Below are 23,307 nucleotides of genomic sequence, written 5' to 3'. Positions count from 1 at the left end.
GACGCTCGGACGGGCGCCGTTGGGCGACAGTGGACGCTGAGAACGGGGGTTTTTCTTTCCCGCGGCCCGCCGGGCCGGCTGGCGGCGCGGTTGTCGTGGCGCGGCTTCGCCCGCCGGTCGGGTCCGCTGTGGACTACGGTTCGCGCATGTTCGCCCGATCGACGACCTGGCTGGCGCACGGACTGCGGCTGCTCGACCGCTATCCGCTGATCCTGGACTGTGTGCTGGCCTTCGTGACCGGGGCCGTCGGCCTTGCCCTCGGCAGCCAGGACGCCGACGGCATGCGTCCGGTCGACGCCCGGGCCACCGCGCTGACAGTGCTGCTCACCGCGTTGCTGGTGGCCCGGCGGCGGGCGCCGGCGACCGTCCTGATCGTGTATTGCGCGGTGTGGCTGGAATACATAGCGCTGGGCTACCCGGCGGTGGTGAACAGCCCGGGCATGCTGCTGGCGCTGTACGCCGTCGCCGAACTGCGCCGGGTCCGGGTGGCGGCCGCGGGCGCGGCGCTCGCGACCGGCGTGTGGGTCTACGCGGGGAGTAACACGCCCGGCCTCGCCGCGCTCCAGGGGACGGTGTGGACCGGCATCATCATCGGCTTCGGGTACGGCGCGCAGCAGCTGGCCATCCGCAACCGGCAGCTCACCGAGCTCACCCTGCGCCTGGAGTACGAACAGGAGCAGCGGGCCCGGCGCGCGATCGTCGACGAGCGGGTCCGGGTCGCCCGAGAGCTGCACGACGTCGTCGCCCACCACATGTCGGTCATCTCCGTCCACGCCGGGCTCGCGCTCTACGTCCTGGAGTCCGACCCGCCGACCGCCCGTACGGCGCTGAACACCGTGCTGGGCACCAACAGCGAGGCCCTCGACGAGCTGCGCCGTTTGCTGTTCATCCTGCGGTTGCGACCCGACGAGCCGGGCGAGGCCGACGAGTCCCGCAGGCCGGGGACGGCCGAACCTACGCCCCCGGCACCCGGCCTCGACCAGCTCGACCAGCTCACCGAGCGGATCGTCGCCGCCGGGGTGCCGGTCGAGCTGGTGGTCACCGGCCGCCCGCGCCGGCTGCCGCCGGGCATCGACCTCTGCGCGTACCGGGTGATCCAGGAGAGCTTGACGAACATCCTCAAGCACGCCGCCCAGGCGCACGCGACCATCACCCTGCATCACGGCGCCGAGCGGCTGACCGTCCGGATCACCGACGACGGGCGGCCGGCGCCGGCCAGCGGCGGGGTGCCCGGCGGCCACGGACTGCTCGGCATGCGCGAGCGTGCCGAGCTGTACGGCGGGGCGCTCACCGCCGGCCCGCGACCGGAGGGCGGCTTCGAGGTCGTCCTGACCCTGCCGACATCGGCGGCATTGCCGGCGGCGGTCCCGCAAGCGCCGAGCGCCTAGCCCACCCGGACGAGCGCCGCCGTCGCGTTGTCGTCGCCGATCAGCAGGCTGTCGCCGAGCAGGGCCTCGACCGCCGCCGCCAGGTTCGTGGCGGCGGCGAGCAGCTCCGCCAGGCGTTCGTAGCTCACCTGGTCGGAGATCCCGTCGGTGCAGAGCAGAAACAAGTCGCCGGGCCGCAGGCCGACATTGAGCAGATCCGGTTCCGGTACGTCCGGATGCCCGGCGTACCGGGTCAGCCGGTAGCGGGCGGCGCGGCCCTCCGGCGATTCCGGAGTGAACCAGCCGTTCAGCAGGCCGAGCCAGGCGGCGGTGTGGTCGACGGTGAGCAGTTCGAGCAGGCCGTCGCGGAGCCGGTAGGCCCGCGAGTCGCCCAGCTGCACCAGCCAGGCCGAGCTGTCGTCCGCGGCCGGATCGCCGACGAATGCGGTCAGCGTGCACCCGGTGAGACCGGGCAGGCCGCGGCCCGCCTCGCGCACCGCCTGCTGGACGGCGGCCACCGCGGCGCGCAGCGCGCCCGCTCCGTGGGCGGCCACGGCCTGCCGGACGAAGACCTCCACCGCGGTACGCCCGGCGGCCCGGCTGCCCGGACCGTCGCCCATCCCGTCGGCCACCACCGCGAGCGGCCGGGTGTCGTCCAGGTGCAGCACGTCGTAGTTGTCGCGGTATCGGTTACCGACGACGCTGCCCGCGGCCGTGGTCAACCGTTGCTTCCCGACCGTCCACGTCGCTGTGCTGATCTCCATCTGGGTCGCCTCCGGTCCATCAGGTTAGCCTCTGTCGCGACGCGCCACGGCCGGCCAGGCGCTAGCCTGAGGTGGCCATCCCTTTCCAGCCGCCGGGCACTAGCAAGGAAGTGCGTAGACGCTATGCCGCCGATCGATGCGCCTTCCCGGGTGGAAGATCTTGAACTACACGATCATGCGTGCTGGGTGTCCGACGCCTCGGTCGAGCGGGGTCCGCGCCTGACGCGCTATCTCGGCCTCGGGCTGAGCCGCGGGGAGCGGGTCGGGTTCTACGGCGCGTCACCCGAGCACTGCGAGCAGGTCGCGGCCGATCTCGCCGCCGACGGCGTCGCGGTTGACGCGCTCACCGCCCGCGGGCAGTTGATCTTCGGTCTGGCCGAGGACGCATACGCGGGCGAAGCCCTCTTCGACCCGCAGCGGCGGCTGGCGGCACATGCCGTGGCCGTGCAGGCGGCCCTGGACGACGGGTACGGGGGACTGCGGGTGGCCTCGGACGTGGGGTGGCTGCACCGCCACCCGGAGGCACAGCGGGCCTGGCCCGGGTACGAGCTGGGCGCAGACCTCCTGGCCGCCCAGCTCCCGTTCGCCGCCCTGTGCCTGTACGAACGGCGGGCCTGGCAGCCCCGCCAACTCGCCCTCATCGAGGCGATGCACTCGCACCGCGCGCCCGACACCTCCCGCGCGGAGACGACCGGCTTCCAGGCGGGTGGTCAGCGCGACGGCGCGATCCGGCTGAGCGGGGATCTGGATCTGACCTTCGCCGCCGACCTCGACGAGGCGCTCGTCGTGGCCGCCCGGCGCTCCCGGTCCGGCGTGCTCGACGTGACCGATCTGGACTTCGTCGACGTGGCCGGGATGCGGGCGATCGCGCGCGCCTGCCAGACCCTCGTCCGCCACGCCGGGCAGGCCAGGATCCGCGGGGCCTCACCCACGTTTCGCCGGATCTGGCGCCTGGCCGAGTTCGACCGCGTCGAATCCTTCATCGAGGTGACCTGAAACCGATGCCGCCCGCCACGACGTTGACTCACGACGCGCTGTTCTACAACAGCGATGAGGACCTTGTCACCGCGCTCGTGCCGTTCGTCCGGGAAGGGTTGGAGCGGGGCGACGCGGTGACGGCGGCGGTGACCCGAGCCAACATCGCGCTGCTGCGCGAGGCCCTGGGCGCCGACGCCAGCGCGGTGTCTTTCATCGACCGCGATGAGTGGTATGAGCGGCCGGCGAGCACCGTGGCGGGCTGGCAGCGGCTGCTGGCGGGCGCGATCGAGCGCGGCCACCGGTACATGCGCCTGATCGGCGAGGTCGGGTTCGGCGCCGACGAGCGGCACCCGACCTGGACTCGGTACGAGGCGGCGCTCAACCAGGTGTTCGCCCAGGCGCCCGCCTGGATCGTCTGCCCGTACGACACCCGGGCGCTGCCCGCCGCGCTGCTGGGCGACGCCCGGCGTACGCACCCGACCGTGATGGCCCATCCGAACCGGCGGGACAGCGACAGCTACCTGCCGGCCGAGCAGTTTCTCCGTACGGTGCCCGAGCCGATGCCGGCAGTCGCCGGACCGCCCGCGATCACCATGGAGCTCAAGGACGACGTCGCGGTCGCCCGGCACAGCCTGGCGACGCTCGTGGCGGCCTACGGCTGGTCCGGCCTGCACCGCGGTGACGACCTGATGCTCGCGATGAGCGAGATCGCCGCCAACAGCATCCGGCACGGCCACGAGCCTCGCTACCTGCGCATCTGGGTCCGCGACCGGACGGTCACCTGCGAGGTCAGCGACGGCGGACCCGGCCTGGCGGATCCGCTGCTCGGTTACCGGCCACCGGTCCAGGCGCTGGCCGGCGGCCGGGGCCTGTGGATCGCCCAGCAGCTCTGCGACGCGCTGGCGATCGGCCAGTGCGGCGCGACGACGGTGGTCCGGTTCGCCGTCACTCTCCACGACAACAGGTCAGCGATAACGCCTTGACCTCAACCTTTCTCCAGGTTTTAGCTTCGCCGTATGAGTATGGAAGTCACCGCATGGATGTCCCTGCACCACGCGATGCACCAGCGCGATCAACGGCCCTTCTCCAAGGCGACCCTGAAGCGGATCGGCGGGTTCGCGCGCCCGCACCGCCGGCTCCTCGCCTGGTTTCTGGCCTCGAGCGTGGTCGCGGCGGTGCTGACGGTGGCGGCGCCGGTGCTGGCCGGCCGGGTGATCGACGCGATCGTGTCCGGCACCGGGACCTCGACGGTGGTCTGGCTGGCGGTGGCGATCGCGGTGATCGCGCTGGCCGAGGCCGGCCTGGGCCTGATCACCCGATACCAGTCGGCCCGGATCGGCGAGGGCCTGATCGTCGACCTGCGGACCTCGGTCTTCGACCACGTGCAGCGGATGCCGGTCGCCTTCTTCACCCGGACGCGCACCGGCGCCCTGGTGTCCCGGCTCAACAACGACGTCATCGGGGCGCAGCAGGCGTTCAGTGACACGCTCTCCGGCGTGGTGGGCAACACCGTCACCTTGCTCCTGACGCTGGCCGTGATGCTGACCTTCTCGTGGAAGATCACGCTGCTGGCCCTGGTCCTGCTGCCGATCTTCGTGCTGCCGGCCCGGCGGATGGGTCGCCGGCTGGCCCAGCTCGAACGCGAGGCGGCCGAGCACAACGCGGCGATGAGCACCCGGATGACGGAGAAGTTCTCGGCGCCCGGCGCGACGCTGGTCAAGCTCTACGGGCGGCCGGCCGAGGAGTCGGCCGAGTTCGCCGCCCGCGCGTGGCGCGTGCGTGACATCGGCATCCGTACCGCGATGTTGCAGTGGGTCTTCATCACCGCGCTCACGGTGGTCGGTTCGCTCGCGCTGGCTCTGGTGTACGGCCTCGGCGGCGTCTACGCCATCCGCGGGCAGCTCGACGCCGGCACGGTCGTCGCGCTCGCCCTGCTGCTGTCCCGGCTGTACGCGCCGCTGACCTCGCTGGCCAGCGCCCGGGTGGAGATCATGAGCGCCCTGGTGAGCTTCGAGCGGGTCTTCGAGATCCTCGACCTCAAGCCGATGATCGAGGACAAGCCGGACGCCCGGGCGCTGCCCGACGGCCCGGTGGCGGTGGAGTTCGACGACGTCCGCTTCGGCTACCCGTCGGCCGACAAGGTGTCGCTGGCCTCGCTGGAGGATGTGGCGAAGCTCGACACCCGCGGCGGCGAGGAGGTGCTGCACGGCGTCTCGTTCCGTGCCGAGCCGGGACAGCTGGTGGCGCTGGTCGGCTCGTCCGGTGCGGGTAAGTCGACCATCGCGCAACTGCTGCCGCGGCTCTACGACGTGGAGGCGGGTGCGGTCCGGCTGTCCGAGCAGGACGTGCGCGACCTGACCGCCGACACGATCCGCGATGCCGTCGGCGTGGTCACCCAGGACGGCCACCTGTTGCACGACTCGATCCGGGCGAACCTGCTGTTCGCCCGGCCGGATGCGACCGAGGACGACCTCTGGGACGTGCTGCGCCGCGCCCAGCTGGCTGATCTGATCAACTCGCTGCCCGACGGTCTGGAGACGGTCGTCGGCGAGCGGGGATACCGCCTCTCCGGCGGCGAGCGCCAGCGGCTCACCATCGCCCGGCTGCTGCTGTCGCGCCCGCGCGTGGTGATCCTCGACGAGGCGACCGCGCACCTGGACTCGACCTCCGAGTCGGCCGTCCAGGCGGCGCTCGGCGCGGCCCTGACCGGCCGGACCAGCGTGGTCATCGCGCACCGGCTGTCGACGATCCGCGCCGCCGACCAGATCCTGGTGCTGGAGGACGGCCGGGTGGTGGAACGCGGCCGGCACCCCGACCTGCTGGCCCGTGGTGGCCGGTACGCGGAGCTCTACCGCACCCAGTTCGATCAGCCGGTGCCCGCCTGACGGCGGTCAGCCCGTACCGGTGCCGGACGGGCCGTGGGAGTCGCTCCCGCGGCCGTCCCGGCGGCCCGGGGTGACGACGCCGACGGCCGGAAGGATCGCCTGGTCCACGATGGCAGCCAGGGTGACGTCGTCCGGTAGCCGGTCGGTGTCCGTGATGTGCTTGAACACCAGCGCCTCCCCGATGTCCGCCACGACGGAGGTGATCAGCGCCGGATCGAACTGCCCGCGGGCCGCGTAGTGGCGCAGCACCGGCTGGGTGACGGTGCCGCCGCGGGGGCCGAAGACCCGGGTGTAGAGCGCCTCGGCGAGCTCGGGGTGGCGGCTGCGAGCCGCCATGATCTCCGCCACGGCGCGGGCCGCGGGCGTGGCCAGCCAGTCGGTGAGCTGGCGCAGCGCGCGGATCAGGTCGCCACGCAGATCGTCCGCGCCCGGCGAGGGCTCCTCCTGGGGATGCGCGTCGTACAGCGCGTCCAGCAGCAGCTCGCGGGGCGAGGGCCAGCGCCGGTACAGCGAGGTCTTGGCGGTTTCCGCCCGCCGGGCGATGCCCTCCATGGTGAGCCCGGCGAAGCCCACGTCGGCGACCTCGGCGAGCGCCGCCGCGTGGATCGCCCGGATCAGGTCGTCCCCGCGCCGCCGGCTGCGGGCCGGCGCCGGCTCCGGTTCGGGCCGTCTTCCACTCATACTGGCTCCCGTATAAGAAACGCTTGCGTATCTTATTGCCGGACGGTTAGATACGTACGCGTAGCTAATCGTCCTCTTCGTCAGGGGTGAACCATGTCAACAGTCCCCGCCCACGCACGGATTGTCGCCGCCGCGACCGGCGGCCGCTCGCTCGCCCCGGACCTCGCCCGGGGCGCGATGCTGCTGCTGATCGCGCTCGCCCACGCCCACATGTATCTGTACGGGCACGAGCGGGGCTTCCGCGGCTACTCACTCGACGGCGGGCCCGTCGACCGGCTCGTTGCCGGCCTTCAGGTGCTGCTGGTCGACGCTCGCGCGCTGCCGATGTTCGCCGCACTGTACGGCTACGGGCTGGTCCGCCTGGCGCAACGGTGGATGGCGGCCGGAGCCGACTGGCCCGAGGCGCGCCGGACGCTGCGCCGGCGCAGCTGGTGGCTGCTCGCCTTCGGCTTCGCCCACGCCCTGCTGCTCTTCTTCGGCGACATCCTGGCCACGTACGGGCTGATGGGGCTGCTGCTGGCCGGCCTGGTGCGGGCCCGCGACCGCACCCTGCTCCTGGTCGCCGGGCTCTCGACCCTGATCTTCTGCACGCTCGCCGGCCTGACCGCACTGACGATCATCGAGAACGGGTCGACGCCGTACCCGACCGACGCCGAGTCGGTGCTGGCGGGGGTCGGCGCCCGGCTGGCGGCCTGGTCGGTGCTGGCGCCGATGCTGATCCTGGATGTGATCGCCCCGTTCCTGCTCGGCATGTGGGCGGCCCGGCGCCGGCTGCTCGAGGAGCCCGGCCGGCACCGCGCCATGCTGGTGCGGGTCGCGGTGGCCGGCGTCGCGGTCGCGGTGCTCGGCGGCGCCCCGCTCGCCCTGATCGACGCGCGGGTCTGGACGGACTGGTCCACCGCGACCGCGGTGCCGGCGTACGCCCTGCACAGCCTGACCGGGATCGCCGGTGGCCTCGGCTACGCCGCGCTGGCCGGCCTGATCGCGCACCGCCGCGCCGCCGCGCCGGGCCGGGTGATCACCGCCCTCGCCGCCTGCGGGCAACGGTCCCTGACCTGCTATCTGCTCCAGTCGGTGGCTTTCGTGGCGCTCTTCGTGCCGTACCTCGGTGCCCTCGGCGGCCGGCTCAGCGACGCCGGCGCCTCGGCGGTCGCGGCCGGCGTCTGGCTCGGCACTGTCCTGCTCGCCGACGGCATGCGCCGGCGCGGCTGGCGCGGCCCCGCCGAGGTGCTGCTGCGCCGGCTCAGCTACCGGTCCGTCCATACTGTCGGCGGAGGTACCACGCATGCGGATCGAGCTGGTCACGGGTGACATCACCGCCGAACACGTGGACGCCGTCGTCAACGCGGCGAACTCCTCGCTGCTCGGCGGGGGCGGGGTCGACGGCGCGATCCACCGCAAGGGAGGCCCGGCCATTCTGGAAGAGTGCCGGGCCCTCCGGGCCAGCCGGTACGGGCGAGGGCTCCGGGCCGGGCACGCGGTGGCGACCACCGCCGGGCGGCTGCCGGCCCGCTGGGTGATCCACACCGTCGGGCCGGTGTTCAGCCCGGACGAGGACCGCTCGCCGGTGCTGCGTAGCTGCTACACCGCCGCGCTGGCGATCGCCGCCGACCTGGGCGCGCGGTCGGTCGCGTTCCCGCTGATCTCTTCCGGTGTGTATCGCTGGCCGAAGGACGACGCCGTCGTCCAGGCGCTGACGGCACTGCGGAGCGAACCGACCACTGTGGAGGTCGTCCGCCTCGTGCTCTTCGACGAGCAGACCCGCATCGCCGCGGAACGCGTCCATTCAGGCATTGCTGAGCCGCAGTAGCACGGCGCCCTGGTCCGCGCCGTACTTGGCGGCGTACAGCGCCAGCACGCGCTCGCGTGTCTCGGGGCTCGCGTCGGCCAGGACGTACCGCCGTGAGCCGTCGCCGCACACCGACACCTCGTGGTCCGGGTGGAACGCGTGCTGCAGGGCGGCCGGGTTGACGTTGACCCAGTGCTCGCCGTCGTGCAGCACGTAGGTGAGCTCATGCTGCACGGTCGCGTCGTGGACCGTGAAACGCAGGGACATCCGGTAGTGATCGGCGATGCTCAGCAGGCCGGTGCCGTTCCACCGGTTGTCGAACGCTTCCAGCGCGAGCTCGCCCAGATCACCGCGAACCCGCACCTCGCGCTGGGAGGACTCGCTCACCCGCCGATCGCGGAAGAGCCCGTACGACAGCCAGTCGTCCACGCGGTAGATGGCGTGCGCGGGGCCGACGGAGCTGATCCACACCTGGAAGAGGTCCCGGTGCTGGGCCGGCAGCTCGCTGATGATCTTGTCCAGCCGCTCGATGTTCTGCCGCATCAGCCTCAGCGCATCGGTCGGCGCCACCTGCCGGGCCCGCTCGGCCGCATCCGGGCACGACGGGTCGGTCAGCATGATCCGGAATCGCACCCCGCGGTCGAGGGCACCGCGAACCGCGGCCTCGAACCCCGGCTCGTACTGGTTCTCCAGCAGGCCGGTCCAGTGCTTCCAGATCTCCATCCGGTCGGTCGCCCGCTCGATGCGCCGGATGACATCCCGGTAGTCGAGGCGGTTCCGCCAGCGCACGGCGTTGCGGCTGAGAGAAACGATCAACGGCTGCAGGACGAGCGCCGCGAGCACCAGGTCGAGCAGGTTCGACCCCACGTTGATCCGCAGGTCCGTCGCGAAGCCGTCGACGTGACGCAGCGGGTAGAGCAGCAGAAACGCGATGACGAGCAGCAACGCGCCGATCGTCGCGTACAGATAGGACAGCCAGTGCCTGGTGCCCACCGAGCGCGGCCACCGCCGGCGCCACCCGTCCCGTACCCCCATGGGGTCCATCGTCGCAGCACATGATTGATCGATCCAGATCAAAGCCGCCGTTCCGCCGCCCGCGAACCGGTTTGTCGTAGGAGATCATCGGATGCTCCACTCGGGCGATGGACATCCTCATCCTCGGCGGCACCCAGTGGCTCGGCCGCGAAATCGCCCGGCAGGCCGTCGATCGCGGCCACGCGGTCGGATGCCTGGCCCGTGGCCACAGCGGAGAGCCCGCACCCGGCGCCCGGCTGATCGCGGCCGACCGCCGGGATCCGGCCGCCTACGACGAGGCCCGGCAGCAGTCCTGGGACGCGGTCATCGAGGTCTCCTGGCAACCCGGCTTCGCGCGCGCGGCCCTCGCCGCCCTGTCCGCACGGGCCGGGCACTGGACCTACGTGTCCTCCGGCAACGCCTACGCGGCATTCGACACCCCGGGCGCGGACGAGTCGTTCCCGCTGCGCGAACCCACCGACCGGGACGAGGTGGACCGGGAGCTCTACGGAGAAGCCAAGGTGGCCTGTGAAAATGCCAGCGCCGCCGCGCTCGGCGACCGGCTGCTCATCGCCCGCTGCGGCCTGATCGGCGGCCCCGGCGACCAGAGCGGCCGGTCCGGCGCCTGGGTGGCCCGCGCCGCCCGCGCCCCCGAGGAACCGATGCTCATCCCCGACACGCCCGACCTGCCCACCCAGGTCGTCGACGTGCGTGACCTGGCCGCCTGGATCCTCGACTGCGCCGAGCGCGGCACCACGGGCGCCTACGACGTTGTCGGCCCCACCACGCCGTTCGGCGAATGGGTTGACCTGTCCCGCCGGATCGGCGGGCACACCGGTCCGGTGGTGCACGTGCCGCAGCAGTGGCTCCTGGAGCAGGGCGTCGAGCAGTACATGGGTGCGGACTCGCTGGCGATGTGGCTCGTCGAGCCGGGCTGGCAGGGCTTTTCCGCCCGCACCGGGGCTGCCGCGGCCGCGGCCGGCCTGCGCCACCGCGACCGGGCCGAACTGGTCACCGACATCCTCGGCTACGAACGGACGGCGGGGCTGGACCGGCCGCGCCGGGCCGGCCTCAGCCCGGCCCGGGAAGCCGCCCTGCTCGCCGCCTTCGCGGCGCGGTCAGGCCGGTCGTAGCTGGAACCAGTAGTTCACGGTCGGCCCCTGAGCTGCCAGACCCGCTCCCATGGATTCGTACAGCCGGCGCGCCACCGTGTTGCTTTCCCCGGTAGTCAGGAACATCTTGCTTGCGCCGAGTCGCACCCCGGCTTCGATGAACGCCCGCAGCAGCTCGCGCCCGATGCCTCGTCGCCGACAACGCCCGGCGACCTCAAGATGGTGAAGGTAGACCATGCTGGCCCCGTCCGGCCTGGCCAGGAGATAGCCCCAGCACCAGCCCTGGACGTCGTCATCTTCCACAGCGACGAACGCGATGGTCCCCGGTGACATCGCGAAGGTGGCGACGCCGGTCGCCTGGCCAACGAAGCGGCGAACCGCCTTCTCGAACACTTCCACGTCAGCTGCCGAGACACGAAGAATCACGGATGCATTTTGGCCTACGCGGAGCCGGCCCGTGACTCACGGTTCGGCGTCCGCGCCCAGGCACCACTCTCCGCGTGCGGCGTGGCCAGCGCTGGATCGGCAGCGAACAAATCTGGGGGTGGCGGGCGGTTCGGTTCGGACAGACCATCCGGCCCGGGTGACCACCCACGACGGTCTCCAGCCTCATGCACGCGCCCCGAATGCTCCCGAGCGGATGTGGACACCTCCAGGAACGGGCGGCGGCGTTATTGCACGGCACGCTGCATTGCACGGCACGCTGCGGAAACACCGAAGCGGTGATGCGGCATCGTTCCCGGCGCTCACGTCCGAAGACGTAACTGGCTTATCGTCGAACTGGCTTATCTGGGAACTGGCCTGGCCATGTCGGCCGAGACCTTCTCGGCGCCGATGCGTCGGATGCGTTCGGTGCCCCAGGCACCAAGTGAGGCCAGCGCGGCGTTGAGCGAAACGCCGTTCTCGGTCAGGGAGTATTCCACCTTCGGCGGAACCTGGCGGTACACCTCACGATGCACAAGTCCGTCCTCTTCCATCTCCCGCAGGTGTTGGATCAGCATCTTTTCGCTGACGCCGGGCAGGCCCCGCCGGAGTTCGGCGAACCGGCGGGTCCCGTGGTGGTGCAGCTCCCAAAGAATCAATGACTTCCACTTGCCGGTGACGACGTCCATCGCGGCGTCGATGCCACAGAAATACGGACCGCGTCGCGCCGTCGTTGCCATCTGCCCTCCACGCTGTACCTACCAACACGCCGTACCCACCAAAAGGTTAGTACCTGACTAAATAGTCGGTACTGGTCAACTTTACCGGCAGCGGAGAGGCTCTCATCGAACCGACAACCATGAGGGAGCCGACATGACGACCAACCACGACATCCAGGTGAGCGTTCTCGGGCTGGGTGCGATGGGCAGCACACTCGCCGCCGCCCTGGTGCGGGCCGGATACGCCACGACGGTCTGGAATCGCTCGGCGCACAAGGCGAGCGATCTCGTCGCCCACGGCGCTACCCTCGCCGGCACCGCGGGCGACGCGGTCCGAGCCGGTCAGCTGGTCATCGTCTGCCTGCTGGACCACGCGTCGGTCCACGACGTCCTCGATCCACTGGCCGACGAGTTGGCCGGCCGGACCTTGATCAACGTGACCACGATGTCGCCGGCGCAGGCCCGCGAGGTTGCCGCCTGGGCGGCCGATGCCGGCGTGGGGTACCTGAGCGGTGGGATCATGGCCGTCCCCGCGATGATCGGCCGGCCCGGGTCGGCGATCCTCTACAGTGGGTCGGCCGCCGTCTTCGACCAGCACAAGCCGCTGCTGGAGCTGTGGGGAACCAGCACCTACTTCGGCGCGGACCCCGGGCTGGCACCGCTGTACGACCTGGCTCTGCTCGCGGGCATGTACGTCATGTTCGCCGGGTTCATGCACGGTGCCGCCATGGTCGCGCCGGCGGGCGTGACGGCGGGAGAGTTCGCCGCGATGGCCGCACCATGGCTGGCCGCGATGACCGGAGGCTTCCAGGGTTTCGCCACGGTCATCGACGGCGGGGACTACACCGTCGACGGGCAGCAGAGCCTGGAATTCTCCGATCTCGGCGACATCCTGACGGCCAGTTCCGACCAGGGCATCAGCACCGAGGTGGTAGCGATGGTCCAGCGCCTCATCCACCGTCAGGTCGACGCGGGCCACGGTAAGGACGGCTTCGCCCGCATCATGGAAAGTATCAAGGGCTCATGATCTCGGTGATCCGGAGGAACCCGTCGGTGCCGTGACCCTGTCCGATGGCCCGGCGCGCCAGGCCCTCGGCCGCCCGCATCACGCTCGCGTCGATGCCGTGGGCCTCGGCGGCGTGGACGATGTGGGCCATGGAGGACGCCGCCGAGGTGATCGGGTTGTTCTCGCCGGAGAACCTGCCGCTGTCCACGTCCTCCGCGAGCTGCTCGAAGAGCGGCGGAAGGATCGTGCCGATGCCCTTGGCGAACGGTGCCAGCTCCCGCGCGGTGACACCCTCGGCTCTCGCCACCGCCAGCGCGTGGGCGTAACCCGTCATCGCGGTCCAGAAGATGTCGAGCAGGGCGATGTCGTATGCCGCTGCCCGGCCGATGTCCTCGGCGAGGTGGGTGTGCGTGCCGCCGAGGGCGTCCAGCACCGGCCGGTGCCGGCGGTAGAGGTCCGCCGGGCCGCTGTGCAGGAAGACGGCGCCTGGTGTGCCGATGGTCGTGGTCGGCGTCATGATCGCACCGTCCAGGTACTCGATGCCGTGTTCGGCCGCCCAGGTCGCGGTGTTCCGGGCCCGGTCGGGGGTGTCGGCGGTCAGGCTCACCACGGTGCGCCCCTTGAGCGCGTCGGTGACCGGGCCCCGCCGCACAATGGCGTCGACCGCGTCGTGGTTGACGACGCAGACCACGGTCAACCCGCTCGCAGCCACCGCCTCCTCTGGCGATAGGACGCCGACCGCGCCTCGCTCGACCAGCTCTTCTTCCCTGCCCGGCGTCCGGTTCCAGACCGTGGTGCGCAGGCCGGCATCCAGGAAGGCGCCGGCCAGGGCGCGGCCCATCGGCCCCAGGCCGAGCACGGTGACGGCGGACTGTTCCGGGTGCGAGGTCATGCCTCAACTCCTCAATAGCGATCGAACATCGATGAATGGGACGGAAATGACGCGTAGTCGTGCTCAGGATCCGAACGTCTGTGGGGTGACCGCCGCGATCGCCGTGATCGACGGCAAGTGGAAGACGATGGTGCTCTGGCTCCTCGAATCCGGTCCGCATCGCCCCGGTGAGTTGCGCCGGCGGATGCCGGGTCTCACCGAGAAGGTGCTGACTCAGACGCTGCGAGAGATGGCAGCCGATGGACTGGTCCACCGGGACGTGCACGACGTGTGGCCGCTGAAGACCGTGTACTCACTGACCTCGTTCGGCCGCGAACTCTCCGAAGCGCTGGCACCGCTCTCCGACTGGGGCCACCGCCGCCTGGAGAACCTGGCCGAGGCCCTACCGGTCTCCTGACACACCCCACCCGCTCCGTCTCGCTGGACCTGGACCTGGACCTGGGCCTCTCCGACCCGCACGGCCAAGGCTTCCGCAAACCCAGCGTGACCGACAAGTACCCACAAAAAGGTGGCCATCGGCGCCATACCACGGCGGGACGCCGAGGGCTGGTACGGCAGCCGCCGTTCGAGATCATGGGTGGAGTCCGAGGTTCGTTTGCGCGGGCTCGGTGTTGGCGTGATCTGACCACGTACGGCCGGGCGGCTGTCGCCGGCGCTGCTCGGCTTGGGGTTGGGGCTTGGGGCTGGGTTATCCACAGGGCCGCCATTCTGTCGCACGTGTGTGCCAAATTGGTCGGGTGTTGGAGCTGTTGTCCGAGGCCCGCCGGGCGGCTGCCGCGTGCGCCGCGGCCCCTGCCTGGGCGGTCCCGGACCGGGACCTGGTCGAGTGTCTGCGGCAGGCCTGGGCCGCGGTGCAGCAGCTCACCGCGGTGACCGCGCATCTGATCTCGCAGGCGCAGTCGCGGGGTCTGCCGCGGGCGCACGCGGCGACCAGCACCGAGATGTGGCTACGCCACCAGCTCCGGGTCAGCCCCGGCACGGCGGCGCGACTGGTCACCCTCACGGAGGCCTTGCAGGCGCGGCCGGTGCTGGACACCGCGGTCTGCGCCGGCACAGTCTCCGCCGAGCAGGCCATGACCATCGCCGCCACGGTCGCGGACCTGCCGGCCGAGGTGGGCCGGGAGGTCACCGACAAAGCCGAGGCCATGCTGGTGGAGTGGGCTGGTGATTTCGACGCGGTGACGCTGGGCAAAATGGGTGGAAGGATCCTGGAGCATGTCGCCCCCGAGGTCGCCGAGCAGCGGGAAGCTGATTTTCTCGCCCGCCAGGAAGCTCGGGCGCACCGCAAGCGCGGGTTCACGCTCAGTCCACTCGGCAATGGTCAGGTCCGGTTGAGCGGCTACCTCGACACCGCCGGTGCGGCTACCGTCACCGCCGCTCTCGACCCGCTCTGCCATCCACGGCACGACCCAGCAGGAGCACGCACACCCGCACAGCGACGCGCGGACGCCTTGGTGGATGTGTGCACGGGTGCGTTACGGGACGGGACGGATCTGCCGGGACACGGCGGCGACCCGGCACAGGTAGTCGTCACCATCCCGTTCACCACTTTGACCGAACAGGTCCGGCCCGCCGGGCAGTCCCCAGCCGGGCAGTCCTCAGCCGGGCAGTCCTCAGCCGGGCAGTCCTCAGCCGGGCAGTCGCGGCCCGCCGGGCAGTCCCCAGCCGGGCAGTCGCGGCCCGCCGGGCAGTCCCCAGCCGGGCAGTCGCGGCCCGCCGGGCAGTCCTGGGCTTCCCAGGCGAATACTCACGCCGGGACCGGCGCGCGCAGCCATGCCGGCGCCAACGCCGATGACGGGCCGGGTTGGCTGGACACCGGCGCCCCGATCAGCCCAGCCGAAGCCCGACGCATGGCCTGCGACGCCCGCATCCTGCCCGCCGTCCTCGGCGGCGACGGCCATGTCCTCGACCTCGGCCGCACCCGACGACTGTTCACCGGCCCGCTCCGCCGCGCCCTGATCCTCCGCGACCGCGGGTGTGTTTTCCCAGGGTGCGATAGACCCGCGCGCTGGGCCGAAGGCCACCACCTAGTTTCGTGGGCCGACGGCGGCACCACCACCCTCACCAACGCCTGCCTCATCTGCCGCCTCCACCACCGACTCCTCCACAACAACAGCGGCTGGCAAGCAAGACTCGGCCCCGACGGGCACCCCGAATTCCTCCCACCCGCCACCCTCGACCCCGAACGCCGCCCCCAACACAACACCTACCACCGCCGCCAATAGACGCACCGTGCTGCGCTGAGTCGCCTCCCGGAGCACTCCGGGCACCACTTCACGGCCTGAGCGGTTGTTGCTTTCGTCGTCCTGGTGGTCTGCGTGGCCGGTGGCCGTAACCGGTGGTCGCCATCGCCATCCGATGGTCTCCGCAGCCGACAGCCGCGACCGACGACAACAGCGACCCCGCCCGGCAGGGCCTGATCGGGTTGACCATCGACCAAACCCGCTGGCCTGACCGACACCCTCACCATCAAAGCCGCCGAGCACTCTGAGCCCTCGTCTGCACAGGCCACGACGGTGACACCAACATCGCACCCGCTCGGGCCCAGCGCCTACGCCATCCACCCCTGAGCCCCAGCTGCCATGATCACGACGTGCGGCTGCCGCATTACGTGCTGCGAAAGGTGCGGCGGTAGGCGTTCGGGGGCACGCCGACGGTGCGGCTGAAGTGCCGGCGCAGCGTGGTGGCGGTTCCCATGCCGGATGCCTGCGCGATGGCGTCGATGCCGGTGTCGGTGTTTTCCAGCAGCTCCTGGGCCCGGCGGATCCGCTGCGTTGCCAGCCATTGCAGCGGGGTGGTGCCGGTCGCCGACTTGAAGTGGCGGGCCAGGTTGCGTGAGCTCATCTTCGCCTGGCGGGCCAGGTCTTCCACGGTCAGCGGACGGTTCAGCCGGGCCATCGCCCAGGGGAGCAGGTCGGCCAGGGGATGGTCGTCGCGGGCGGGCACCGGGGTGGTGACGAACTGGGCCTGGCCGCCGGCGCGATGCGGCGGCACGACCAGGCGGCGGGCGACAGCGTTGGCGACCGTCGAGCCGTGGTCGCGGCGGATCAGGTGCAGGCACAGGTCGATCGCGGCGGCCTTGCCGGCCGAGGCGAGCACGGTGCCGTTGTCGACGTAGAGCACGTCCTGGTCGACCCGCACCCGGGGGTAGCGGGCGGCCAGCGCCTCGGTGTGGGCCCAGTGCGTGGTCGCGCGCAGCCCGTCCAGGACCCCGGCGGCGGCCAGCACGAACGCGCCGGTGCACAGCGAGACCAGCCGGGCGCCCGCCTCGTGGGCCGCGCGGACGGCGTCAAGGAGGTCGGCTGGCAGGTCCGCGTCTACGTCCGCCACGGCCGGGATGATCACGGTGTCGGCACGGGCGAGCCGCTCCAGCCCGTGGTCGGGTTCCATCCGGAATCTGCCGATCCGGACCGGGCCCGCTCCGCAGACCACGAGGTCATACCAGGGGTCGGCCAGGCCGGAGGGGTCGCGGACGAAGATCTCGCAGACCATGGCGAGCTCGAAGTGCAGCATCCCCTCGGTGGCGGCGAGCGCGATGGTGGCCATGTCCGAAACTGTACGGGGGATGGCGTTCCAGACACTGTCCCGGGCCCGGCCGGCACGGGAGGATTTCCTTGTCGATCTTTCGAGGAGGAACGTCAGATGGTTTCGAAGCAGACCGTGGCGGTGTTCGGTGCGTACGGGCACACCGGCCGGTTCGTGGTGACGGAGTTGCGCGATCGCGGGTTCGTCCCGCTTCTCCTCGGCCGCGACGCGGGCCAGCTCCAGGCGCTGGCGGCGGCGCATCCGGGGCTCGCCTACCGGGTGGCGTCGGTCGACGATCCGGCCTCGCTCGACCGGGCGTTGCAGGGGGTGGCCGCGGTCATCAACTGCGCCGGCCCGTTCGCCTCGACCGCGGCCCCGGTGATCGAGGCCGCCCTGCGCGCCGCGGTTCCGTATGTGGATGTGGCGGCCGAGATCGAGGCCAATGTCGACACGTTCACGGGCTTCGCCGACCGCGCTCGGGCAGCGGGCGTCCCGGTGGTCCCGGCGATGGCCTTCTTCGGCGGACTCGGCGACCTGCTGGTCACGGCGGCGATGGGCGATTGGACGGCGGCCGACGAGGCGCACATCGCGTACGGATTGAGCAGCTGGCACCCCACGGCCGGAACCCGCGCCGCCGGCACCGTCTCCCGGGAACGGCGCGATGGCCGACGGGTCCGTTACGCCGGTGGCCGGCTGGAGTACTACGTCGCCGAGGGTGACCTGCCGATCCTGGAATGGGACTTCCCCGCTCCGCTGGGCACCCGGACGGTCCTCGGTGAGTTCACGATGGCCGACGTCGTCACCGTCCCCAGCCACCTGTCCATCCCCGAGGTGCGCAATTACATGACCACCGACGCGGCCAAGGAACTGGCCGCTCCGGATACTCCCGCACCGATGGTGGACGAGGAACTCGGCCGGTCCGCGCAGACGTTCACCGTCGACGTCGTCGTGCGCTCCGGCGACACGCAGCGACGCGTCGTCGCCGGCGGCCAGGACATCTATGCCATCAGCGCACCGCTGGCGGTCGAGGCGGTCCATCGCATTCTCGGCGGTCGGACGAGGACGAGCGCCGGCGGTGTCGCCTCCGCCGGCGCGATCTTCGACGCGCCCGACTTCCTCCGCGCGCTGTCCGCGCACCTCTCGGTCGAACCGCGCCACGAGTCTCGCGCGCCACAGTCCGCCTGATCCGCGGCATCGCCGCCGGCATCCATCTGATCGGCCTACGTCTATGTCTTGCGAGCGTGCGCGCCCTTCGTGCCATATTCAAGAGGATCAATAGGATTTGCACTAGCATGAAAGCGCTTCCAAAAACTGTCCTCGAATTGTCTTCGGGAAGAGGAGGAACGCGTCATGCGACGCAGAGCAATGGCGATTCTTGCTGCCCTGACGCTGGTGGGTGCCGGCGTCCTCGCCGGGGCCGGGCCGGCGGCCGCGATCACCGAGCCGGCGCCGGGCGCGCCTTGCGACAGCTCCGACCTGGGTCGCAGGCAGGGCTGGCCGGAAACAGTGAACATCACTCCGACCATCACGCACTTCAAGGCGTACTACGTGACCGCCGGGTCGACCGGACAGCAGGTCGTGCAGCTGACCTATCAGCAGCAAATCACCGTCGCGGTGCTGTCCGAGACGTCGATCAGCGCCACCTTCGGCTTCAAGTTCCTGACCAGCCTGGTGGCCTTCGCCAAATTCGCGGTGACCAACACGACGCAGAGCACGACCACCGAGCAGCGCACCCTGACCTGGAACTTCAATCAGCCCGGCTACTACGGCGTCTACTCCGGCATGCAGAAGGTGTCCGGCCAGATGAGCGCCCTGCACTGCCTCCGCGTGCAGAAGTCGGACGGCACCTGGGTCACCGAGTGGAATCGCCGGGCGAGCGGCTCGTACTCGACCTGGGGACGTGACCAGGAAGGAGTGGTGCGGTGTGAGGACGTCGTCCCCGCCAACACGGTGATGCGCGCCGCGCAGATCGAACTGGGCTGCGCCGGTCGGGCCGCCCAGCAGGCGGCGCGCGCGGCGCGGGCCGCGGAGGCCGCCAAGCCCGCGGAGCCGAAGCCGGCGGCGGCCGGCCGGGTGGCCGCGGCAGTGCCTTCCGGGTACGTGTGCGAGCCCGGGTACTACCGCATCTTCAGCACCAACGGCCTGGTGATGGACGCCGATGACGGCCACAACGGCGAGTACGTGGGCTGGATCGGCGGGATCTCCGGCAAGTCCCAGCAGTGGACGGTGTGCAACGGCCCGGCCGACGCCACCGGCATGCAACCGTCGGTGCTGGTGAACCGGTCGTACAACGCCTGCTTCGGGTTGACGCCGAGCGCGACGGCCACCGAGGGTGCTCGGATCGACTGGCGTTCCTGCGAGAGCGTGCCGGTCCGGCAGAAGCTCTACCTCTATCGCGACGTGCCGGGCTCCGATCTGATCGGCATCCAGCTCGCCTACCGCGGGGCCATGGCAGGCCAGGCCGAGCTGGTCCACGGCGCCCCGGTCCAGCAGTTCGAGGGCGGCATGTCGGACGGATCCGGCACCTTCCACCTGACCCCGGCGTGACGAGACCGGCGTGACGAGACCGGCGTGACGGGGCCGGTGTGACGGGGCCGGTGTGACGGGGCCGGTGTGACGGGGCCGGTGTGACGGGGCCRGYGTGACGGGGCCRGYGTGACGGRGCCGGTGTGACGRGGYGAGCGTGACGAGGCCAGCGTGACGGRGCCGGTGTGACGAGGCCGGCGTGATGAGGCCAGTGTGACGAAACCGGCGGGGCCGGCCGTGCCCGGTTCCGCCGGTCCCGGCCGGGCGACGGGCCGGGACCGGCGCCCGGCCGGGGATGATCTGCGGCTTCTGCCGGAAACGGCAGACTGCGAATGCGGCTGTCGGCCGAGTGTCGGGACCGGGTCGGCGTGGTTATGGTCCGGCCATGGCGATGAAAGCGCTTTCAGGATCCAAGGCCGCGACGATCTATCAGGTCGCGCAGCGCGCCGGCGTGTCCATCGCCACCGTCTCGCGGGCCCTGCGAGGCTCCGATCTGGTCACCGAACAGACCCGTACCCGGGTCCAGGAAGCGGCCCGTGAGCTGCGGTTCACGCCCAACCGGTCGGGCCGGTCGCTGGCCGAGGGCCGGCATGCCGCGAACGGCATCGTGTTCCCCGATCTGGTCGGTCCGTACTACGCCGAGGTGATCCTCGGCTATGAGGAGACCGCCGCCGGGTACGGCAGCAGCGTCCTGATCCTGGCCACGCACGGCCGGGCCGACGCCGCCGCGAAGGTCGAGGAACTGGCCGGCCGGGTGGACGGGCTGGCCGTGATGGGCCGCACGGTCGACGACGCGGTGGTCGAGCGGATCGCCGCGATCGGGCTGCCGCTGGTGCTGCTGGCCCGCGACCCGGTGGACGGCGTCGACACGATCCGCACCCGCAACGAGCGCACCGCCGAGGCCCTGGCCGGGCATCTGCTCACGCACGGGCATCGCAGCTTCGTGTTCCTCGGTGACCCGGCCGGCGCACCCGACGTCGCGGGCCGGCACGCGGGGCTGGCCGCCGCGCTCGCCGCCGGGGGCCTCGACGCGCCTGTGGTCGTACCGTGCGGGCTTGATCTGGAAAGCGGCCGCAAGGCCGCCCGCAAGCTGCTGAAGCAGCCACCGGATGCGATCGTCGGCGCGAACGACGAGGTCGCGCTGGGCGTGCAGTTGGCCGCCGAGCAGGCCGGTGTGGACATTCCCGGCGACGTGGCGGTGACCGGCTGGGACGACCTGATGGCCGCCCGCTTCGCCGGGCTGACCACGGTCGTGCAGCCGATGCGGCAGCTGGGCGCCACCGCGGCGCGCTGGCTGCACGAGCGCATCGCCGAACGCGAGCAGGACAACCAGCCGGTCGCCGCACGGCGCCGGATCCTTCCCACCCGGCTCGTCGTGCGGCGCAGCTGCGGTGAGCACACTCCCGAGGAGTCCCGATGAGGCGACACGTGCGGGCAATTGTTGGCGTGGCGGCCGTAGCGGCGCTGACCCTGGCCGGTTGCGGCCGGGAATCCGGCGGCGGCCAGGAGCAGGCCGAGTCGGTCGCGGCGGGCAAGGCGACCGGCGAGATCACGGTATGGGCGATGGGCGCCGAGGGTGAGAAGCTCGGCGAGTTCGCGCGGGAGTTCACGGCCGCCAACCCGGACGCGAAGGTGAACGTGACCGCGGTGCCCTGGGACGCCGCGCATCAGAAGATCGCCAGCGCGATCGCGGCGAAGCAGACCCCGGACATGTCGATGATCGGCACCACCTGGCAGGGCGAGTTCGCCAAGACCGGCGCGCTGGACCCGACACCGGTGGACCTGATCGCCAAGGACGCCTATTTCCCGGGCGCGTGGGACACCACGGTGGTCGGCGGCACCGCCTACAGCGTGCCCTGGTACGTGGAGACGCGGGTCATCTTCTACCGCAAGGATCTGGCCGCGAAGGCCGGCATCACCAAGCCGCCGGCGACCTGGGACGAGCTGAAGGCGCTGGCCAAGGCGATGCAGACCGGCGGCGCGAAGTGGGGCATCAACCTGCAGCCCGGCAAGACCGGAAGCTGGCAGACGGTGATGCCGTTCGCGTGGTCGAACGGCGCACAGGTCGCCGACGGCACCAAGTACACCTTCGACTCACCCGAGATGGTCGAGGCGCTGCGCTACTACCAGTCGTACTTCACCGAGAAGCTGGCGCCGCCCGAGCTGGCCGAGGGCGCGCTCATCCCGGCCTTCGTGCGCGGGGACATCGCCGCCTTCGTGTCCGGGCCGTGGCAGGTCAGCCTGCTCAACGAGCAGGGCGGCGCCGGCTTCCAGGACAAGTTCGCGGTGGCGCCGATGCCCAGGCAGAAGTCGGCCACCTCGTTCATCGGCGGCAGCAACCTGGCGGTGTTCAAGGACGCGAAGAACCGCGACGGCGCGTGGAAGTTCATCCAGTGGCTGTCCCGGCCCGAGGTGCAGGTCAAGTGGTACCAGGCGACCACGGACCTGCCGGCCGTGCAGTCCGCGTGGCAGGCCGCGACGCTCGCCGGTGACACGAACCTGAAGGTCTTCGGCGAGCAGCTCAAGGACGCCAAGGCGCCGCCGACGTTCCCGACCTGGGAGCAGGTGGCCGCGGTGATCGACACCGAGGTCGAGAAGCTGGCCAAGTCCGGCGCCGACCCCGCCGCGGCGGCGAAGACCATTCAGGACAAAGCAAACGCCATCGGTACGGGCAGCTGACCGTGACCGTCCTCGACGTGCAGCCGGCCGCGCCGCCCAGCGCGGGCGCCCCCGGCCCGGAACGCCGGGCCCGGCGGTGGCGCCGGGCGGTCACCGGGTGGACGTTCGCCGCGCCGTTCACCGCCCTGTTCCTGGTCTTCATGGCGTTTCCGGTGCTGGCCTCGCTGGCGATGAGCATCACCGACCTGCGCTCCACCGACCTGCGGAACCCGTTCGCGGTGAACTTCGTCGGGCTGGACAACTACGTCCGGCTCTTCGGCGACGAGCTGTTCGTCAAGGCCGCGGTGAACACGCTGATCTTCGTGGTGATCGGGGTCCCGCTGACCATGGTGGTGTCGCTGGCCGCGGCGAGCGCGCTGAACTCGGGGCTGATCCGGTTCCGCGCGGTGTTCCGGGTCGGCTTCTACCTGCCCGTGGTGACCAGCATCGTGGCCATCGCGGTGGTCTGGCGGTTTCTGCTGGACCCGGACGCCGGCCTGGTCGACAACCTGCTGCGGGTGATCGGCGTCGAAGGGCCGGACTGGCTGGGTGACACGCGCACCGCGCTGCCGTCGCTGATCGTGATGGCCGTCTGGCGCAACTTCGGCTTCCTGATGGTGATCTTCCTGGCCGGCCTGCAGGGCATCCCGCAGGACCTCTACGAGGCGGCGACGCTGGACGGGGCGAATCGCTGGCAGCAGTTCCGCAACGTGACGGTGCCGTTGCTGCGTCCCACGCTGCTGTTCGGCGCGGTGATCACCGGCATCGGCTTCCTCCAGCTCTTCGAGGAGCCGTTCGTGATGACCCAGGGCGGCCCGCTGTCCTCGACGCTGTCCGTGTCGTACCACATCTACAACCAGTTCGGTTTCGGCAACTACGGCTACGCGGCCGCGGCCGGCTACGTGCTGTTCGTCGCGATCGTGGCGCTGTCGGTGCTGCAGTTCCGGCTGCTCGGCGAGAGGGACTGA

Annotated in this window: 23 protein-coding genes; 16 read left to right on the top strand and 7 right to left on the bottom strand. The window is 71.2% G+C overall.

Features of this window, described 5'->3' with window-relative positions; all coding sequences use genetic code 11:
* Nucleotides 1-146: 146 nt before the first annotated feature.
* Nucleotides 147-1,388: a sensor histidine kinase gene (locus DMB66_RS29360; protein ID WP_125807354.1), complete on the top strand. Its 1,242-nt coding sequence runs from the start codon at nucleotides 147-149 to the stop codon at nucleotides 1,386-1,388.
* Here the strand turns inward: DMB66_RS29360 and DMB66_RS29355 are convergent.
* A complete protein-coding gene (locus DMB66_RS29355) occupies nucleotides 1,385-2,131 on the bottom strand; it encodes a PP2C family serine/threonine-protein phosphatase (protein ID WP_125807353.1) in 747 nt (248 codons plus the stop codon). The two genes, DMB66_RS29360 and DMB66_RS29355, sit on opposite strands and share 4 nt — an antisense overlap.
* A 123-nt stretch (nucleotides 2,132-2,254) precedes the next feature.
* On the opposite strand from DMB66_RS29355, the gene DMB66_RS29350 reads away from it, so the two are divergent.
* The 3 genes from DMB66_RS29350 to DMB66_RS29340 are packed head-to-tail and all read left to right on the top strand — an operon-like array spanning nucleotide 2,255 to nucleotide 5,994.
* Nucleotides 2,255-3,127: an MEDS domain-containing protein gene (locus tag DMB66_RS29350; RefSeq protein ID WP_125807352.1), complete on the top strand. Its 873-nt coding sequence runs from the start codon at nucleotides 2,255-2,257 to the stop codon at nucleotides 3,125-3,127.
* A 5-nt stretch (nucleotides 3,128-3,132) separates the two neighbouring features.
* Nucleotides 3,133-4,092 carry a sensor histidine kinase gene (locus tag DMB66_RS29345; protein WP_125807351.1) on the top strand — a complete coding sequence of 320 codons (960 nt, stop codon included), beginning with the start codon at nucleotides 3,133-3,135 and terminating at the stop codon, nucleotides 4,090-4,092.
* A 33-nt stretch (nucleotides 4,093-4,125) separates the two neighbouring features.
* Nucleotides 4,126-5,994, top strand: a complete 1,869-nt coding sequence (locus DMB66_RS29340; protein WP_125807350.1) for an ABC transporter ATP-binding protein — start codon at nucleotides 4,126-4,128, stop codon at nucleotides 5,992-5,994.
* A gap of 6 nt (nucleotides 5,995-6,000) precedes the next feature.
* On the opposite strand, the gene DMB66_RS29335 is transcribed toward DMB66_RS29340, so the two are convergent.
* Nucleotides 6,001-6,675: a TetR/AcrR family transcriptional regulator gene (locus tag DMB66_RS29335; RefSeq protein WP_125807349.1), complete on the bottom strand. Its 675-nt coding sequence runs from the start codon at nucleotides 6,673-6,675 to the stop codon at nucleotides 6,001-6,003.
* 93 nt (nucleotides 6,676-6,768) lie between these two features.
* Here DMB66_RS29335 and DMB66_RS29330 point away from each other — a divergent pair, with 93 nt between their 5' ends.
* Entirely contained in the window at nucleotides 6,769-7,986 is a 1,218-nt protein-coding gene (locus DMB66_RS29330; RefSeq protein WP_125807348.1) for a DUF418 domain-containing protein, read from the top strand.
* Complete coding sequence (locus DMB66_RS29325; protein ID WP_125807347.1) at nucleotides 7,961-8,485, top strand: O-acetyl-ADP-ribose deacetylase; 525 nt, start codon at nucleotides 7,961-7,963, stop codon at nucleotides 8,483-8,485. Before DMB66_RS29330 ends, DMB66_RS29325 begins: the two co-directional genes overlap by 26 nt.
* Here DMB66_RS29325 and DMB66_RS29320 read toward each other — a convergent pair.
* Nucleotides 8,462-9,499: a hypothetical protein gene (locus tag DMB66_RS29320; protein WP_125807346.1), complete on the bottom strand. Its 1,038-nt coding sequence runs from the start codon at nucleotides 9,497-9,499 to the stop codon at nucleotides 8,462-8,464. The genes DMB66_RS29325 and DMB66_RS29320 overlap by 24 nt on opposite strands.
* A 107-nt stretch (nucleotides 9,500-9,606) precedes the next feature.
* Between DMB66_RS29320 and DMB66_RS29315 the strand changes: the two genes are divergently transcribed.
* Nucleotides 9,607-10,611: an NAD-dependent epimerase/dehydratase family protein gene (locus DMB66_RS29315; protein WP_125807345.1), complete on the top strand. Its 1,005-nt coding sequence runs from the start codon at nucleotides 9,607-9,609 to the stop codon at nucleotides 10,609-10,611.
* On the opposite strand, the gene DMB66_RS29310 is transcribed toward DMB66_RS29315, so the two are convergent.
* Entirely contained in the window at nucleotides 10,597-11,016 is a 420-nt protein-coding gene (locus tag DMB66_RS29310) for a GNAT family N-acetyltransferase (protein ID WP_199752677.1), read from the bottom strand. The two genes, DMB66_RS29315 and DMB66_RS29310, sit on opposite strands and share 15 nt — an antisense overlap.
* 81 nt (nucleotides 11,017-11,097) lie before the next feature.
* Between DMB66_RS29310 and DMB66_RS66045 the strand changes: the two genes are divergently transcribed.
* Nucleotides 11,098-11,316 (top strand): CGNR zinc finger domain-containing protein, encoded by a 219-nt coding sequence (locus tag DMB66_RS66045; protein ID WP_370319447.1) that lies wholly within the window; start codon nucleotides 11,098-11,100, stop codon nucleotides 11,314-11,316.
* Nucleotides 11,317-11,375: 59 nt separating this feature from the next.
* On the opposite strand, the gene DMB66_RS29300 is transcribed toward DMB66_RS66045, so the two are convergent.
* Nucleotides 11,376-11,753: a helix-turn-helix domain-containing protein gene (locus tag DMB66_RS29300; protein ID WP_125807344.1), complete on the bottom strand. Its 378-nt coding sequence runs from the start codon at nucleotides 11,751-11,753 to the stop codon at nucleotides 11,376-11,378.
* A gap of 133 nt (nucleotides 11,754-11,886) precedes the next feature.
* On the opposite strand from DMB66_RS29300, the gene DMB66_RS29295 reads away from it, so the two are divergent.
* Nucleotides 11,887-12,759 carry an NAD(P)-dependent oxidoreductase gene (locus tag DMB66_RS29295; protein ID WP_125807343.1) on the top strand — a complete coding sequence of 291 codons (873 nt, stop codon included), beginning with the start codon at nucleotides 11,887-11,889 and terminating at the stop codon, nucleotides 12,757-12,759.
* Here DMB66_RS29295 and DMB66_RS29290 read toward each other — a convergent pair.
* A complete protein-coding gene (locus DMB66_RS29290; protein ID WP_125807342.1) occupies nucleotides 12,746-13,630 on the bottom strand; it encodes an NAD(P)-dependent oxidoreductase in 885 nt (294 codons plus the stop codon). The genes DMB66_RS29295 and DMB66_RS29290 overlap by 14 nt on opposite strands.
* Before the next feature lie 85 nt (nucleotides 13,631-13,715).
* Here DMB66_RS29290 and DMB66_RS29285 point away from each other — a divergent pair, with 85 nt between their 5' ends.
* Both DMB66_RS29285 and DMB66_RS29280 read left to right on the top strand, forming a co-directional pair.
* A complete protein-coding gene (locus DMB66_RS29285; protein ID WP_233624918.1) occupies nucleotides 13,716-14,027 on the top strand; it encodes a helix-turn-helix domain-containing protein in 312 nt (103 codons plus the stop codon).
* A 340-nt stretch (nucleotides 14,028-14,367) separates the two neighbouring features.
* Nucleotides 14,368-15,855, top strand: a complete 1,488-nt coding sequence (locus DMB66_RS29280) for an HNH endonuclease signature motif containing protein (protein ID WP_158647400.1) — start codon at nucleotides 14,368-14,370, stop codon at nucleotides 15,853-15,855.
* Nucleotides 15,856-16,237: 382 nt separating this feature from the next.
* Here DMB66_RS29280 and DMB66_RS29275 read toward each other — a convergent pair whose 3' ends face one another.
* Nucleotides 16,238-17,176 carry a helix-turn-helix domain-containing protein gene (locus DMB66_RS29275; RefSeq protein WP_125807340.1) on the bottom strand — a complete coding sequence of 313 codons (939 nt, stop codon included), beginning with the start codon at nucleotides 17,174-17,176 and terminating at the stop codon, nucleotides 16,238-16,240.
* Nucleotides 17,177-17,272: 96 nt separating this feature from the next.
* Between DMB66_RS29275 and DMB66_RS29270 the strand changes: the two genes are divergently transcribed.
* The 5 genes from DMB66_RS29270 to DMB66_RS29250 all read left to right on the top strand — a co-directional run bounded on the left by DMB66_RS29270 (nucleotide 17,273) and on the right by DMB66_RS29250 (nucleotide 23,307).
* Nucleotides 17,273-18,340 (top strand): saccharopine dehydrogenase NADP-binding domain-containing protein, encoded by a 1,068-nt coding sequence (locus DMB66_RS29270; protein ID WP_125807339.1) that lies wholly within the window; start codon nucleotides 17,273-17,275, stop codon nucleotides 18,338-18,340.
* A gap of 165 nt (nucleotides 18,341-18,505) precedes the next feature.
* Nucleotides 18,506-19,702 (top strand): hypothetical protein, encoded by a 1,197-nt coding sequence (locus tag DMB66_RS29265; RefSeq protein WP_125807338.1) that lies wholly within the window; start codon nucleotides 18,506-18,508, stop codon nucleotides 19,700-19,702.
* 364 nt (nucleotides 19,703-20,066) lie between these two features.
* Nucleotides 20,067-21,101, top strand: coding sequence for a LacI family DNA-binding transcriptional regulator (locus DMB66_RS29260; protein WP_199752675.1), 1,035 nt, complete (start codon nucleotides 20,067-20,069; stop codon nucleotides 21,099-21,101).
* Nucleotides 21,098-22,360 carry a sugar ABC transporter substrate-binding protein gene (locus DMB66_RS29255; RefSeq protein ID WP_125807337.1) on the top strand — a complete coding sequence of 421 codons (1,263 nt, stop codon included), beginning with the start codon at nucleotides 21,098-21,100 and terminating at the stop codon, nucleotides 22,358-22,360. The genes DMB66_RS29260 and DMB66_RS29255 overlap by 4 nt, the downstream gene beginning before the upstream one ends.
* A 2-nt stretch (nucleotides 22,361-22,362) precedes the next feature.
* The gene (locus DMB66_RS29250) at nucleotides 22,363-23,307 is read left to right on the top strand and encodes a carbohydrate ABC transporter permease (protein ID WP_233624917.1); all 945 of its coding nucleotides are present in this window, start codon (nucleotides 22,363-22,365) and stop codon (nucleotides 23,305-23,307) included.

It is taken from the genome of Actinoplanes sp. ATCC 53533, assembly GCF_003947245.1.
Note: the sequence above shows the minus strand (reverse complement) of the source record. Positions and strands in the feature narration are given on the sequence as shown.